Origin of the sequence: Haloferax marinisediminis (assembly GCF_009674585.1) — an archaeon.
Lineage (GTDB): Archaea > Halobacteriota > Halobacteria > Halobacteriales > Haloferacaceae > Haloferax > Haloferax marinisediminis.
The window spans coordinates 1,530,735-1,543,591 of the sequence record NZ_WKJP01000001.1; the positions used below are offsets into that span (position 1 = coordinate 1,530,735).

14 protein-coding genes are annotated in these 12,857 nt (G+C 60.7%); 5 read left to right on the forward strand and 9 right to left on the reverse strand.

Annotated features, from left to right (window positions below; genetic code table 11):
* Positions 1-15: 15 nt before the first annotated feature.
* Positions 16-531, forward strand: coding sequence for an Lrp/AsnC family transcriptional regulator (locus GJR98_RS07975; protein ID WP_151137137.1), 516 nt, complete (start codon positions 16-18; stop codon positions 529-531).
* A gap of 602 nt (positions 532-1,133) precedes the next feature.
* Here GJR98_RS07975 and GJR98_RS07980 read toward each other — a convergent pair.
* The gene (locus GJR98_RS07980) at positions 1,134-2,291 is read right to left on the reverse strand and encodes an MBL fold metallo-hydrolase (RefSeq protein ID WP_151137139.1); all 1,158 of its coding nucleotides are present in this window, start codon (positions 2,289-2,291) and stop codon (positions 1,134-1,136) included.
* A gap of 318 nt (positions 2,292-2,609) precedes the next feature.
* Positions 2,610-3,236: a dienelactone hydrolase family protein gene (locus GJR98_RS07985; RefSeq protein WP_151137141.1), complete on the reverse strand. Its 627-nt coding sequence runs from the start codon at positions 3,234-3,236 to the stop codon at positions 2,610-2,612.
* A 54-nt stretch (positions 3,237-3,290) separates the two neighbouring features.
* On the opposite strand from GJR98_RS07985, the gene GJR98_RS07990 reads away from it, so the two are divergent.
* Positions 3,291-4,115 (forward strand): PspA/IM30 family protein, encoded by an 825-nt coding sequence (locus GJR98_RS07990; RefSeq protein ID WP_151137143.1) that lies wholly within the window; start codon positions 3,291-3,293, stop codon positions 4,113-4,115.
* A gap of 99 nt (positions 4,116-4,214) precedes the next feature.
* On the forward strand, positions 4,215-5,327 hold the full coding sequence (locus GJR98_RS07995; RefSeq protein WP_151137145.1) for a hypothetical protein: 1,113 nt from the start codon (positions 4,215-4,217) through the stop codon (positions 5,325-5,327).
* 91 nt (positions 5,328-5,418) lie between these two features.
* Here GJR98_RS07995 and GJR98_RS08000 read toward each other — a convergent pair whose 3' ends face one another.
* The 7 genes from GJR98_RS08000 to GJR98_RS08030 all read right to left on the reverse strand — a co-directional run bounded on the left by GJR98_RS08000 (position 5,419) and on the right by GJR98_RS08030 (position 11,055).
* The gene (locus tag GJR98_RS08000; protein WP_151137147.1) at positions 5,419-5,826 is read right to left on the reverse strand and encodes a hypothetical protein; all 408 of its coding nucleotides are present in this window, start codon (positions 5,824-5,826) and stop codon (positions 5,419-5,421) included.
* A 196-nt stretch (positions 5,827-6,022) separates the two neighbouring features.
* Positions 6,023-7,060: a dipeptide epimerase gene (locus GJR98_RS08005; RefSeq protein ID WP_151137149.1), complete on the reverse strand. Its 1,038-nt coding sequence runs from the start codon at positions 7,058-7,060 to the stop codon at positions 6,023-6,025.
* Positions 7,061-8,086, reverse strand: a complete 1,026-nt coding sequence (locus GJR98_RS08010) for a DUF1611 domain-containing protein (protein ID WP_151137151.1) — start codon at positions 8,084-8,086, stop codon at positions 7,061-7,063. It lies immediately after the preceding gene.
* Between the two features lie 138 nt (positions 8,087-8,224).
* Positions 8,225-9,124 carry a Vms1/Ankzf1 family peptidyl-tRNA hydrolase gene (locus tag GJR98_RS08015; protein ID WP_151137153.1) on the reverse strand — a complete coding sequence of 300 codons (900 nt, stop codon included), beginning with the start codon at positions 9,122-9,124 and terminating at the stop codon, positions 8,225-8,227.
* Positions 9,125-9,222: 98 nt separating this feature from the next.
* On the reverse strand, positions 9,223-9,588 hold the full coding sequence (locus tag GJR98_RS08020; protein WP_151137155.1) for a DUF5802 family protein: 366 nt from the start codon (positions 9,586-9,588) through the stop codon (positions 9,223-9,225).
* 140 nt (positions 9,589-9,728) lie between these two features.
* Positions 9,729-10,025, reverse strand: coding sequence for a hypothetical protein (locus GJR98_RS08025; protein ID WP_151137157.1), 297 nt, complete (start codon positions 10,023-10,025; stop codon positions 9,729-9,731).
* Complete coding sequence (locus GJR98_RS08030; protein WP_151137158.1) at positions 10,015-11,055, reverse strand: zinc-binding dehydrogenase; 1,041 nt, start codon at positions 11,053-11,055, stop codon at positions 10,015-10,017. The genes GJR98_RS08025 and GJR98_RS08030 overlap by 11 nt, the downstream gene beginning before the upstream one ends.
* 264 nt (positions 11,056-11,319) lie before the next feature.
* Here GJR98_RS08030 and GJR98_RS08035 point away from each other — a divergent pair, with 264 nt between their 5' ends.
* Entirely contained in the window at positions 11,320-12,135 is an 816-nt protein-coding gene (locus GJR98_RS08035) for a helix-turn-helix transcriptional regulator (protein WP_151137160.1), read from the forward strand.
* A 44-nt stretch (positions 12,136-12,179) separates the two neighbouring features.
* The gene (locus GJR98_RS08040) at positions 12,180-12,833 is read left to right on the forward strand and encodes a MogA/MoaB family molybdenum cofactor biosynthesis protein (RefSeq protein WP_151137162.1); all 654 of its coding nucleotides are present in this window, start codon (positions 12,180-12,182) and stop codon (positions 12,831-12,833) included.
* Positions 12,834-12,857 lie beyond the last annotated feature (24 nt).

Sequence of the window (12,857 nt, forward strand, 5' to 3'; positions counted from 1 at the left end):
TGTCGTAGTGCTCACATGGGACGAGACTTGGATGATGTCGACCGGAGCATCATCTATTTGCTTCAGAAAGACGCTCGGAACAAGACAGCAAAAGAGATTGCTGATACGGTTGGCGTTTCAGCTAGCACTGTTCGCAATCGTATCGACCAACTCGAGTCAGACGGCATCATCAAAGGCTACCACCCAGAGATCGATTACGAAGCGGCCAACCTGCCGTTGCAAGTGTCGTTCGTCGTCACCGCGGATCCGACCAAACTCTCCGAATTTTCGGAAAAAATCCGGTCGATTCAGGGAGTTATCGACGTTCGTGAGATGCTCACCGGCCGACGAAATATTCAGGTGGACGTCGTCGGGACGAGCACGTCCGAAATCGCCAGAATAACCGACGCAATTCACGAACTGGGGACCGAAATTGAGAGCTCTGAAATGATGAGAAAACGCCACGTTCAGCCGTTCAATCACTTCTTCTTGCAGGGGACTGAGCAGGTGCGCAGTGACGATGAACACACGCATTCAGAAGAGAGAGAGTGAGCTGGATACTGGCAAGAGTGTGATTTTCGCAGAATACTCTGGATGAGTTGGGGAATCCACCACTGGCACATCGACTATGCGCAGAATTTGACACCAAATAATGCGAAAAGTCAAATTTGGCAATTTGAATACACAGTGAGGTTATCCGTCTAGGAACACTGCTGGTATGGAGGGGATAAAATCGGCGGTCTGGGGAAGGGACGCTCCAATCCGTTGATTCCCCCTCTTCTGAGAATAATGAACGACAATTGCTTTATCGCGCTGGCCAACGAACACCGCCGAAGCCTCTTGATAGGACTGCTCGAGTCGAACCAGCAACGTGCGGCGGGTTGTATTTCAGCCACTGAAGGCGCGCAGCATCTCCAACCGAGCCACTCACAAGCGGTGGCGATGTATCATCAACATCTCCCCACACTTGTCGACTATGGGTTCATCCGCTGGACCCGTGACACTCATGAGGTCACACGAGGTCCTGAGTTCGAGGACATACGTCCGCTGCTCGAATTTATCCGGCGTCACTCCGAGCAGTAATCGTTCTCTAGCGATGCCACGCCGTATTTCGAGCGCTCTGTGAACTGACGGTACTGGCCAGCGTGCTGTCCTTACTGCGTCATCGACTCTTGACTCGCTGCACAGTTGTTCGGGCCGAGTTCGAGTTGGAACGCCACGTAGTTGGGCGTATCGAGCTGTCCGAGGTTGGTCTGGATAATCTGCTCGTGATTCGACGGGCGCGGCGGCACGTCGGCGGTGATGTACTCGACGAACTCGTCTTCGGGCATCGAGAGGGCGGCCATCTTCGCCGTCAGGTCGCCGAGCGTCGCAGTGTAGGACCAGTCGTCCGCTGGGTCTGCACTGTCACTGTAGTGTGCGGGGGCGACGATGGTCTCGTCGGCGAGTGTGAGGATGCGGTTCTGGAGCGAGTCGTAGAGGGTCGCCGCCGCGTCGGCAGCGCCTTCGTCACCGTCTTCGAGGTCCGGTCGGGCGACGCTCTCGGTGAACAGTCCGTCACCACTGAGGAGGACGGCGTCGTCGACGAGGAACGAGGTCATTCCGGAGGTGTGGCCGGGCGTGTGAATCACGTCGATCGTGCTATCGCCGACTGCAATTTCGTCTCCGTGGGCGATGGTCTCGTACGCAACGTCGTAGTCGATACCGCGAGCGACTGCGGGTTCGGGGACGACCACATCGGCTTCCGAGCGAGTCGCAAATGCCCGGACGCCGCTGATGTGGTCGGCGTGGACGTGCGTGTCGACGGCCGCGGTAATCTCTGCCCCGTAGTCGCGGGCGACTTCGATGTACGTGTCGACGAACGCGAGGAGTGGGTCGACGACGACTGCTTCGTCCCCGGAGACGACCATGTAGGCGAGACACCCACTCGACGGGCGACTGAACTGGAGAACCGTTGCATTCGCATTCGTCTCCAGTTCTTGGTGAACGTAGAGATTCGCCCATCCGTTCATCCCGTACTGGAGATTTTTCGCGTCGATACCCGCCTGTTGGAGCATTTGAACCGCCATCTGACTCGTCTGACCGGAGGCACAGACTGCGACGACTTCGCCCTCCGAAGCCCCGTTCAGCAGTGTTGCGGGGTCGACTGCTTGCAGTTGCGTCACCGGGACGTTCACCGCCTCGACGTTGTCGCCGTCGATGTGCCACTCGTCGAAGTCGTGCGGACCGCGTACGTCCACGATTGTGACGTCTGACCCGCTGTCGATGGCTTCTTTCAGTTCCTGCGGTTGGATGCTCGGGATACGCGTCATGTGGTATGGACCGAGATGCGGTCCTGAGGCACATAAGAATTCCCATTATATTGGGGTTGTCGCACAAGACACTAATAGACCCAATCAGCGTTGTTGTGGGGATTTCACTGGGGCGAATAAGCGCGATTATTCGACTGCAGACGGCCTAAAATCTGGCATAGGGTGTCGAACGACTCGAAACACCGAGTGTGAGAGCCACCGACGAACTGACGATATATATTGTAGTAAAAGAACACAACAGCTATCGCCAGCGACGACTGAAACGGTCAGTTCGCTCGATGTCTCGATGCCGTCGAACTGGACGACGTGGGCCGCAGTTCAGTGTTCGGCCACGAGGGTCGGCACGAGAAACTCGGCCACCGCGTCGGCGACTTTTCCGGTCTGGCCGATGAAGAAGTGGTCTGCGGCGAACTCGACGGTCGACTGGTGATATTCGGTGGCACAGTCGACGACGGGTTGCCAGTCGGCGATGTCGTCGCGGGTCCCGTAGACGACCTGAACGGGGACCGGGATTTGGTCGAACTCCTCGGTCACGTCGAGGTCAGCGGCGAGACGTGCTGCGGGACCGAGTGCCGAGACGGCCTCCACGTCCGCTCCGTCTGCGGCAGCGAGGAGTGCCATCGCACCGCCGAAACTGAACCCGAACAGACCAACGCGGTCGTATCGTTCGTTCGCCCACTCGACTGCCCTGAGCGTGTCGGCGCGTTCGCCGTAGCCTTCGTCCCACTCACCGTAGTCGAATCGGAGGCAGTCGATGCCACGACTCCGGACGGCATCGCTCACAGCGACGAGGCGAGCGTCGCCACGGTGGCCACCTTGTTGCGGGTGGGGTGGGCAGGCGACGACGACAGCGTCAGGAGAGTCGCCAGCGACAGCTGCAGAGTCGGCGGCGTCCAACGTCGCCTTCACGTCTCGCCCACCGGGTACGAGAATCGTCTCAGTCATACCAACCTCTTACGCTGGTGAGGTTTTAAGCCGAGCGTCGCGTACTTATTGGGTATGGGAATTCTCTCTCGCGCGTCGTACGTCATCCGCTCGAAAATAAACGCCCTCCTCAACCGTGCGGAGGACCCTACGGAGACACTCGACTACTCCTACGAGAAGATGCGTGACGAGCTTCAGCAGGTCAAACAGGGCATCGCAGACCTAACGACACAGAAGAAACGACTGGAGATTCAGAAGCGACGACTCGAAGAGAACGTCGAGAAGCACAACGACCAGGCACGGCAAGCCGTCCAGCAGGACCGTGAGGACCTCGCGCGCAAGGCCCTAGAGAAGAAGCAGGCCAAGATGAACCAAATCGAGGAACTCGATGGCCAGATTGCGCGCCTCCAAGAGACACAGGATACCCTCGTCCAGAAGAAAGATGAACTCCAGAGCCGTATCGAGGAGTTCCGCACGAAGAAGGAGACGATGAAGGCACGCTACGAGGCGGCCGAAGCATCGAGTCGCGTCTCCGAGGCCATGTCCGGTGTCGGCGACGAGATGGCAGACGTGGGTCGTGCGCTCGAACGTGCCGAAGAACGGACCGACGAGATGGAAGCCCGTTCGGCCGCCATGGACGAACTCATGGAATCCGGCGCGCTCGACGACGTCCTCTCGGACAAAGACTCCATCGAGCGCGAACTGGAAGCGGGTCGGACCAACGCGGAAGTCGATGCCGAACTGGAGACGCTGAAAGCCGAGATGGGCAAATCGTCTGCCCCCGCGGAAGAGGAACCGGCCGAAGAAGCGGAGGTCGACGTCGACGTCGAAGAAGAAGTCGTCGACGAAGAAGTCGAAGCCGAACTGGAAGAGCTGAAGAACGAAGAAGAGTCGTCGTAACGGGTCTAGCCAATACACATCGGGTGCTGTGAGTTGCTGTGCGGACCACGTTCGACCGACTGCGACGACCGATTTTAGTCCGTCAATGAACACTACATCATGTCGAGTAACGAGGGGTCATCTGCTGGCGAACCCAGTGACAGAATGCGAGAGCGAGGGTCAACGAGTCGGTCGAAACTCGCCGTCTACCTTTGTGCCGACCGGTGGGTCGTCGCTGCCGTCCCGCCCGCAGTCATCTTCGTCAGTATCGTCGTTCTCGGAACGCTCGACCCGACCCCACTCCGGAGTGCTGTCGAATCGTCTGACCCGATCGAGACGCTCGCACAGGGTCTCCTCACTGCAATCGTCACCGGTGTCACACTCGTCGTCAGTATCAACCAACTCGTCCTGTCGCGCGAACTCGGCCCGCTCGGAGACCAGCGCGAGCGAATGGAAGGGTCGGTTGCCTTCCGCGAAGACGTCGCCGACCTCATCGGTGTCTCTGTCGCGCCACCCGAACCTGCTGCGTTCATGCGTGCGTTAGCCGAGAGCATCGCGACACGGGCGCAAGCCGTCGGTGAGACAGTACAGAGAGACACCACCACTGACGACACCGACGCCGAGGCTGGCGACGCTGACGTGGCTGGTGAAGATGCACCACCAGAACAGATTGAACACCGTATCAGTGAGTTCGCGACCAACGTCGCGGAGAACGCAGACGACGTTGCGGACCGACTCGATGGACGACAGTTCGGGACGTTCGAGGTGCTCTCGGCCGCGTTGGACCTCAACTATTCGTGGAAAATCTATCAGGCGACGCGACTCCGCCGGATGCACGACGGCCTGTCTTCGGAGACCAAAACGGCGCTCGACGACCTTCGAGACGCCCTCGAACTGTTTGGCCCCGCTCGCGAACACGTCAAGACACTCTACTTCCGTTGGGAACTCGTCGACCTCTCGCGGGCGATGTTCTACACCGCAGTTCCCGCGCTCGTCGCGAGTATCAGCGCGATACTGTTTCTCGACAACCCCGCTAGCCTGCCCGGAGCGACGCTCGGGGTGTCGAACCTACTTCTGGGAGTCGCGTTCGTCACCGCAATCTCGATTGTTCCGTTCTCGGTGCTTGCAGCCTACGTCCTTCGTATCTCTACGGTCGCCAAACGAACGCTCTCTATCGGACCGTTCGTGCTGCGGTCAGAGACGAGCGGCGAGGATATCGATTGGGAGTCCTAACAGACTCTGTTCGAAACGAACACTCAGCGGTGCGCACCGGTCCCCGGCCGGTCGAGTGCGTCGAGGCCGACTGAAAAACAAGTACTGTGGGTCAGGCTTGTGCCGACCGACCCGAGAGAAAGGCTTTCGTCAGGATGGACAGGCCGAACAGAACCACTACCAGTGGCCACGTCAGCGTGAATCCAGCAAAGCCGCCGAGACCAATGAGTAAGAAGATGGCGGTCCAGAAGTAATCGTCAGTCGTTGGGTTTGGGTAGTTCGGAGAAGAGAGACGAACCGCTCCGAGCAAGAGCGCGTACGCCCCGACTCCCACGAACAACCAACTCCAGATATCACCTTGCGCGATTTGTGGGAGCGCCCCCAGACTATCGACTGCAAGGAGTACACCAGCGATGACGACGACACCACCCCAGAAGAAAGCATCAAACTGCTTCTTCACGGATTTTACTTGGGAGTCGTCTTGCTGGTACAGTTCCTCAGTTCCGGCTCGAGTCGCCATTTTCATCACCTCGTTGCTGTGTTGGCCCACGCGTCACGCAGTGGAATCTCCGAGGCGCGCAGACACCACATGATAACATACACCACGGCCCCACATATCGGTATCAGTTCGTTCCTGAGAGGCGAGAAAAATACTGAACAAATTACTGTACGGGGTTCGGACACACGAGCGAGTGATTCGGCCGAGTGAACGATTGTTAGTTCTTCTTCGCGCCAGTTCCCGGACGGTCGAGTGCGTCGAGGTCGATTGCTCCCTGTGGCATCGGGACACCCTTGTACGGGTCGTCCGCGAGGAGGAGCGACCCATCGAGATCGACGTAGTCGAGAAGCGGTGCGAGGTGGCACCCAGCGGCGATTGCGGCGTTCGTCTCTATCATACAGCCGAGCATGACTTCGAGACCGTGTGAGCGGGCAGTGTGAATCGCACGCTTCGCCTCGGTGAGTCCACCCAACTTCATCAGTTTCAGGTTCGCGATGTCGACGCGGTCGGCAATCTTCGGGATGTCGTCGGCCGTGATACACGACTCGTCGGCCGCGATGGGGAGCGCCGAGTGGTCGTAGACGAATTTGAGACCCTCGTAGTCCTCGGCAGGAACCGGTTGCTCGATGAACTCGACGCCGTAGTCTGCGAGGAACTCGCTCATCTCGACGGCCTCACGGGGCGTCCACGCCTCGTTGGCGTCGACACGGATAGTCACGCCAGGTGCCTCGTCGCGGACGGCCTCGATGATGGCTTTGTCGCGGTCGGTTCCGACTTTCACTTTGAGGATGTCGTACCCTGCTTCGTACGCCTCTGCGGTCTTCTCACGAATCGTGTCGAGGTCGTCGAGACCGATGGTGAACGACGATGTCGGAGACCGTTCGGGGTCGAGGCCCCAGAGTCTGTAGAGCGGGACGCCGAGTCGTTTCGCAGCGAGGTCGTGGAGGGCGATGCTCACCGCAGTTCGGGCGGCCGGGTTGCGACGAACCGTCTGCGCCATCTGGCGTTCGATTCGGTCGATTGCGTGGGGGTCACCGACGGCTTCGACGACGTCGAGCAGGGCGGGAAGGACCGCTTCAACGGTGTCTGCAGTCTCCCCGTAATGAGTCGACGGCGCGGCCGCGCCGACGCCCGTCATCCCGCCTTCGTCTTCGATACGGACGACGACGTTCTCGGCTTCCGTCTGCGTCCCACGGGAGATTCCAAACGGGTCGGCGAGTGGCATCGAGATGCGCTCGAACTCGGTCGAGAGCATTCAAAACACCTCGTCGATGAAGGCTGCGGCGTCCTGCCGGACGGGGTCGACAGCGGGGACACCGAGTTCGTCGGCGAACGCTTCGACCGCTGCGGAAGCCTCGTCGTCGTCTTCGACGTTCGAGGTGTTGAGCGCGCCACCGACGATATCGGCTTCGTGGACGGGGGCCGCGAGGTTCTCGTAAAGCGAGACGTACTCCGAGAGGTCAGGAAGCGCGAACGACTCGTAGCCGTGAATCGCCTCGCGGGTGGACTCGTGGCAGAGAATCAGTTTGTCCGCCATCGCGCCGTGGAGGATGCCACAGGTGACTGCGGAGTACGCAGGGTGGACGATACTGCCCTGCCCTTCGACGAAGAGCACGTCGTACTCGTCGCCTTTCTCCAGAATCATCTCTTCGACCGACCCTGCGGTGAAGTCGCTCACGACGCGGTCGACGGGGTTGCCCCACCCGGCAATCATGATTCCTGTCTGGCCCGTCGGGATGAATCCTGCGTCGATACCCTGCTCGCGGGCGGCCTCGACGAGTTCGAGCGTCGCGGTCATCTTTCCGACAGAGCAGTCGGTTCCGACGGTGAGGACGACTTCTGCGTCGACGTCCGCGCTCTTACCCTGTGCGACGCCGATGTCGTCGTGTGGCTTGCGAACGTCGTTGATGTCACAGCCGTGTTCGGCGGCGAGTGCGGCGAACTCCTCGTCGTCGTTGAGGAAGTAGTGAAGGCCAGCGATGATGTCACAGCCGCGTTCGAGGGCCGTCCGAACGTCTTCGCGCCACGTCTCGTCGAACCCGCCACCGATGGGGGCGATGCCGATGAGGAGGGCATCGGCCTCGGGCGCATCGGCCATCGAAGAGACGATTGGGACGTCTGGGAGGTCACGGCGGTGGTCTGCTGTCGAGGTTCCGGGTTTGTCTCGGTCGAGGACGGCAACCACGTCGTAGTCGGCGTACTTGAGGACGCCCGTAGCGGTCTTCGCGCGGTCGGGGAACTTCTCGTGTGCGAGGACGACGACTCGTTGTGGGTCGCTCATACTGGGTGAGACTACGTGCCACCCTAAAAGGTCGGGCGATTCGGCAGCGTCTGTCGGTGAATCGTCACCGAAGAGTCGAATGGTCGCCGAGTCGTCTTTGGCGGGACCGTCGGCGGGAGTTCCGCACTGATGTGGGACTCAGATTCGGAACAGTCGCGTCGTCCAGAACTCACGCGAGGCCTCTCGAAGGGCCGCCTCGGGGTCGCCACTGGCATCGACCGTCGCGGTCAGTGACGCTCGCTCGCGGAACTCGCCGAGGACCGTCCGTTCGCCGAGGACGACGAGGTCTGTCTCGGCGCCGAGGTGGTCGTCGAGGGCGTCGTGACACGCGTCGAGGTGGTCGTCTATCTGGCCCTCACGGATACGTTCGAAGCGTGCCTGTGAGAACCCTCCTTTCGAGTGTGCCGACTTCACGTCGCTCTCGAACCCCGTCTCGTAGACGAGTTCGTCGTCTTCGTAGTAGCCGAGGGCGAACAGGTCGGAGCGAACGAGCGCGACCACGGTCTCCGGGGTAGGAAAGAACCAGTCTGTGTCGAGGAGGAACCCGTCGCCCCACGCGTCGAACTGGTCGGCGGAGCGCGGTGGTGAGAGGGCGACACTCACGAGTCCGGCATCGTCGGTGAGTGCGACACAGGGGGCGGCCCGGCGGACGAGTGACGCACGGTCGCCGAAAGCGGACTCGACGGCGGACGGAATCGACTGTTCGTCGGTGACGACCGCAGTCAGGGCACCTTCGGGCGCGGTCGAGACGGAGTCGAGGCGACTGACGACCTCGCGGAGGCGACCACCACGAAGGTCTTCAGTCCCGCGAAAGTCGAGCGAGTCGTCGTCGCCGGAGAGGCGCGCGACTCGGTCTTCGAGTTCAGTGATACGGTCTTCGAGGCGGTTGACCTCCGCTTCAGCGTTTTGTCGCGCACGGACCGCGTCTTTCCGCCGGTCCGACTCACCTTCGAGGCGGCCTGCTAACGCGTCGCGTTCGTCTTCTAACTCCGCGATGCGCTCTTTGAGTTCGGCCCGGCCCAACAACTCGTCCAGCATGCTCGGAAGCGTGCAGGCCGTCCACTTGAGACTTCGGACGTCGAACGCCTCGGCTACTCGGTGCAGTTGTGCGGGAGGTGTGGCACCGTCAGGTCACGTCAGGTCTTTCGACGCGACTCCGAGAGGTCGTCGAGGTCGTACCCGGCGTATCGGAGCAGTTCTGCCGCACGAGTGGCGTCAGCGAGGAGAACCGGTCTGTCGTCCGGAAGCGTGTTCGGGCCGACTGCATCGCGCGGAAGCACGAGCGTCCCTGCAGGAACGCCATCGTCACCAACGACGGGGAAGTGGGCACTGTCGAGTTTCATGACGAGCGGATAGTCGATTCGCTCGACACCACATCCGGTCGCGTAGACGTGCTCGTTCAACTGCTCGTGTTCGGTACGCTGGATGGCCGCCTCGGTCCCATCGTACGGTTCGACGTACAATCGTCCGAGGTAGTAGCCGCTGGAGAATCGTTCGAACATCGCTACATGTTATCATAACTCACGATTGACGATAAGCGTTGTCGAGACTATTTATATTGGCCCGCAATTCGACCGTTCAAAACGGCCAGACCGCTTCGGTGGTGCGATAGAGAAAAACAGGTGTCGTCAGAGCGACTCGGTCAGTCGTCGCCACGAGTCGCCGCCGTCATCGACCAGACCGCAACAGCGCCGAGGAGGACTGCCGGAAGCATCGGCAGTGCCAACATCGCAGCGATGTACGGCAGTCCGACCATCGCCGGCAGCGACGGGACGAGGTACACCGCGCCGGGGACGACGAGGAAACAGAAGGCGACGACGCCGACGAGGGCCCACCCACGGGTGCCGAAGCCTTTCGGTTCCGGTTCGTCACCTCCGATATCGGACTCGCCCGGGCGGTGAACGTAGGTATCTTCCCGAGACGTGGTGTCAGAGCTCACTATCTGGGATAACGACCACCTTGCCAAAGCCCTGTCGCTCCTCGATGAGTTCGTGCGCACGGTCGATCTCGCTCATCGGGAGCGTCTCGCGGATTCGTGGCTCGAACGTGCCGTCCCAGACGAGTTCGAGTACTTCGTCTGCTTCGCCGGGCGTCGCCATCGTCGACCCGATGACCGACAGCTGGTTCCAGAAGATGTAGTTGAGACCTGCACCTGGGTCCGGTCCGGTCGTCGCACCGCAGGTGACGACGCGGCCACCTTTGACGAGGCTCTTGAGCGACTGTTTGTACGTTGCGTCACCGATGTGGTCGACGACCATGTCGACGCCGCGGCCATCGGTCAGTTTGCGAATCTCTTTCGAGAAGTCCTCTTCTTCGTAGTTGATGACGTGGTCGGCACCACACTCGCGGGCGTACTCCAACTTCTCGTCGGTGGACGCAGTCGCGTACACTTCGGCACCAGCGTAGTCGGCGATTTGGACGGCCGCGTGGCCGACGCCACCGGACGCACCGAGGACGAGCACCTTCTCGCCGGGGCGGAGTTCACCACGGTCGATGAGCATGCGCCACGCCGTCTGGAAGACGAGCGACGCGGACCCAGCAACTTCCCACGCGACGTCCTCGGGGACAGGGACGAGGTTCTCTTCGGGGATGGCGGCGAACTCCGCGTGGACACCACGCAGGTGTTCGCCGATGATGCGGAAGTCCGGGGCGAGCGTCTGGTCGCCCTTCCGCGAGAACTCGTCGCCGCCGCTGGCGATGCCCGCGATGAGTGCGACGTGGTCGCCTTCTTCGAATCGAGACACTCGTTCGCCGACTTCGGTGACGACGCCCGCCATGTCGCTGCCGGGGATGTGCGGCATCTCTAATTCGACGCCCGGGAGACCCCGTCGAGTCCAGATGTCGAGGTGGTTGAGCGAGGCCGCCTTCACGTCGACCAGTACCTCTTCGGGACCGACTTCGGGGTCAGGGAAGTCGCCATATTCGAGAACGTCTCGATCTCCATGCTCGCTGAATTGGACTGCTTTCATCTCGTTCGGACCCATGAAAGCATATGATAAAAACATAAGTTTACGCCAATTGTCTTTCTCATAGTTCGTTATTTGTCGAATATTTGGCCACGATACGAGTGTTCACATGGGACACACTCATTATGGGCACCAGAGTAGAAGGGAAAGCGAAGTCTGACACACACTAATTCAAAATATGATAGGTCACTTTCCGTCGCAGTTGGGACGAGCCGACGAACGCGCCGCACGTCACGATGGGCGGCTATCGAGGGGCGTTCTCTGCCGATGACGCAGAATCGAGCGCAGCGTGGTGAAGAGTTGCTCGACCTCCTCGTACATCGTTCGAGGTTTGTGGAAGCGCTCGCCGAGCGCCCTCGCGACAAGCGAACGTTGGCCGAGGACCTCGATACGTCGCGGTCGACTGTCGACCGTGTTCTTCGTGACCTCCAGCGCGTCGGGTTCGTACGGAAGCAACAGGGCGACTACGAACTGACAGTCGTCGGCCGGTGTGCGCTCGAATCGTTCGAGCGGTACGAACGGGCTATCCACGGCGTCTCGAACGCACAGGACCTCCTTCGGATGCTCCCACGAGACGCACCACTCGACCCGGCACTCTTCGCTGGCGCGAGAGTGTTCACGTCGAGTCCCGACATTCCAGACGGCGTCATTCAGGAGTTGTTCACGAGTGTCGAAGAGGGCGAGAGGCTCTACGGTATCGCGCCCGTTGCAATCACCGGCCAACTCGAACCATTCTACGATGCGGCGACCGCGGGTGGGACGGAAGTCGAGATGATCGTTGCCAACGAACTGCTCAGGAAACTACTCGATGCGCCCCGTTCGCGTGCAGTCATGGTCGAACAACTCCAGAAGGACGCGGTGAACATCTATCGCGCTGAGATTCCGTTCGGATTCGGTCTCTGGGCCGTCGACGACGAGGCCGGCATCGTCGTCTACACAGACACCGGCGTCGGTGGACTCGCCCTCAACGACGACCCCGAGGCAATCTCGTGGGTGACCGACTGCTTCGCGTCGCTTCAGGACGACGCAGAGTTGGTCACACTCTCGTCTATCGGCGAACAGCGTTCCGACGACACCGAGTGACGACCGACGCGGGAATTTTACCGCCCGACGACGAAGCCAGCGCCGTGAGCGACGACGACCACGGGCACGGACACGAGCACAGCGACGACGACCACGGGCATGGAGACAGCCATGGTCACGACCACGGCCACGGTGATAGCCACAGTCACGACCACGAGCACGGGCACGGTCACACCCACGACCATAGCCACAGCCACGACCACCACGAACACGACGTGGTGGAACTCGACTTCGCAGTGCTCACCGTCTCGTCGACTCGCACTGTCGACGACGACCCTGCAGGCGACGCCATCGAGGCGATTCTCCACGACGCCGGCCACTCTATCTCGGTTCGCCGCGTCGTCGACGACGACTTCGACGAAATCCAGACTGAAGTCGCCCGGATGGCGGACCGTGGCGACGTAGACGTAACAATCACGACCGGTGGAACTGGTGTCACGCCCGACGACCAGACGGTCGAAGCCGTCGAGCAACTCTTCGAAAAGTCACTGCCGGGGTTCGGCGAGTTGTTCCGCAGTCTCTCGTTCGACGAGATTGGAACGCGCGTCGTCGGGACACGCGCGACGGCGGGAATCGTCGACGAGATGCCAGCGTTCTGCCTTCCGGGGAGTGAGAACGCCGCCCGCCTCGGAACGAGCGAGATAATCGTCGCCGAGGCACCGCACTTGACGGGCCTCGCACGGCGTGATACCGAGTAGAGCGTCGAGTTTTACCCATCAAAA

What these genes read in the sequence shown, in the direction of transcription:
- GJR98_RS07975 (WP_151137137.1), top strand. Translation starts at nt 16, where the DNA reads ATGGGACGAGACTTGGATGATGTCGACCGGAGCATCATCTATTTGCTT.
- GJR98_RS07980 (WP_151137139.1), bottom strand. Translation starts at nt 2,291, where the DNA reads ATGACGCGTATCCCGAGCATCCAACCGCAGGAACTGAAAGAAGCCATC.
- GJR98_RS07985 (WP_151137141.1), bottom strand. Translation starts at nt 3,236, where the DNA reads ATGACTGAGACGATTCTCGTACCCGGTGGGCGAGACGTGAAGGCGACG.
- GJR98_RS07990 (WP_151137143.1), top strand. Translation starts at nt 3,291, where the DNA reads ATGGGAATTCTCTCTCGCGCGTCGTACGTCATCCGCTCGAAAATAAAC.
- GJR98_RS07995 (WP_151137145.1), top strand. Translation starts at nt 4,215, where the DNA reads ATGTCGAGTAACGAGGGGTCATCTGCTGGCGAACCCAGTGACAGAATG.
- GJR98_RS08000 (WP_151137147.1), bottom strand. Translation starts at nt 5,826, where the DNA reads ATGGCGACTCGAGCCGGAACTGAGGAACTGTACCAGCAAGACGACTCC.
- GJR98_RS08005 (WP_151137149.1), bottom strand. Translation starts at nt 7,060, where the DNA reads ATGCTCTCGACCGAGTTCGAGCGCATCTCGATGCCACTCGCCGACCCG.
- GJR98_RS08010 (WP_151137151.1), bottom strand. Translation starts at nt 8,086, where the DNA reads ATGAGCGACCCACAACGAGTCGTCGTCCTCGCACACGAGAAGTTCCCC.
- GJR98_RS08015 (WP_151137153.1), bottom strand. Translation starts at nt 9,124, where the DNA reads ATGCTGGACGAGTTGTTGGGCCGGGCCGAACTCAAAGAGCGCATCGCG.
- GJR98_RS08020 (WP_151137155.1), bottom strand. Translation starts at nt 9,588, where the DNA reads ATGTTCGAACGATTCTCCAGCGGCTACTACCTCGGACGATTGTACGTC.
- GJR98_RS08030 (WP_151137158.1), bottom strand. Translation starts at nt 11,055, where the DNA reads ATGAAAGCAGTCCAATTCAGCGAGCATGGAGATCGAGACGTTCTCGAA.
- GJR98_RS08035 (WP_151137160.1), top strand. Translation starts at nt 11,320, where the DNA reads ATGACGCAGAATCGAGCGCAGCGTGGTGAAGAGTTGCTCGACCTCCTC.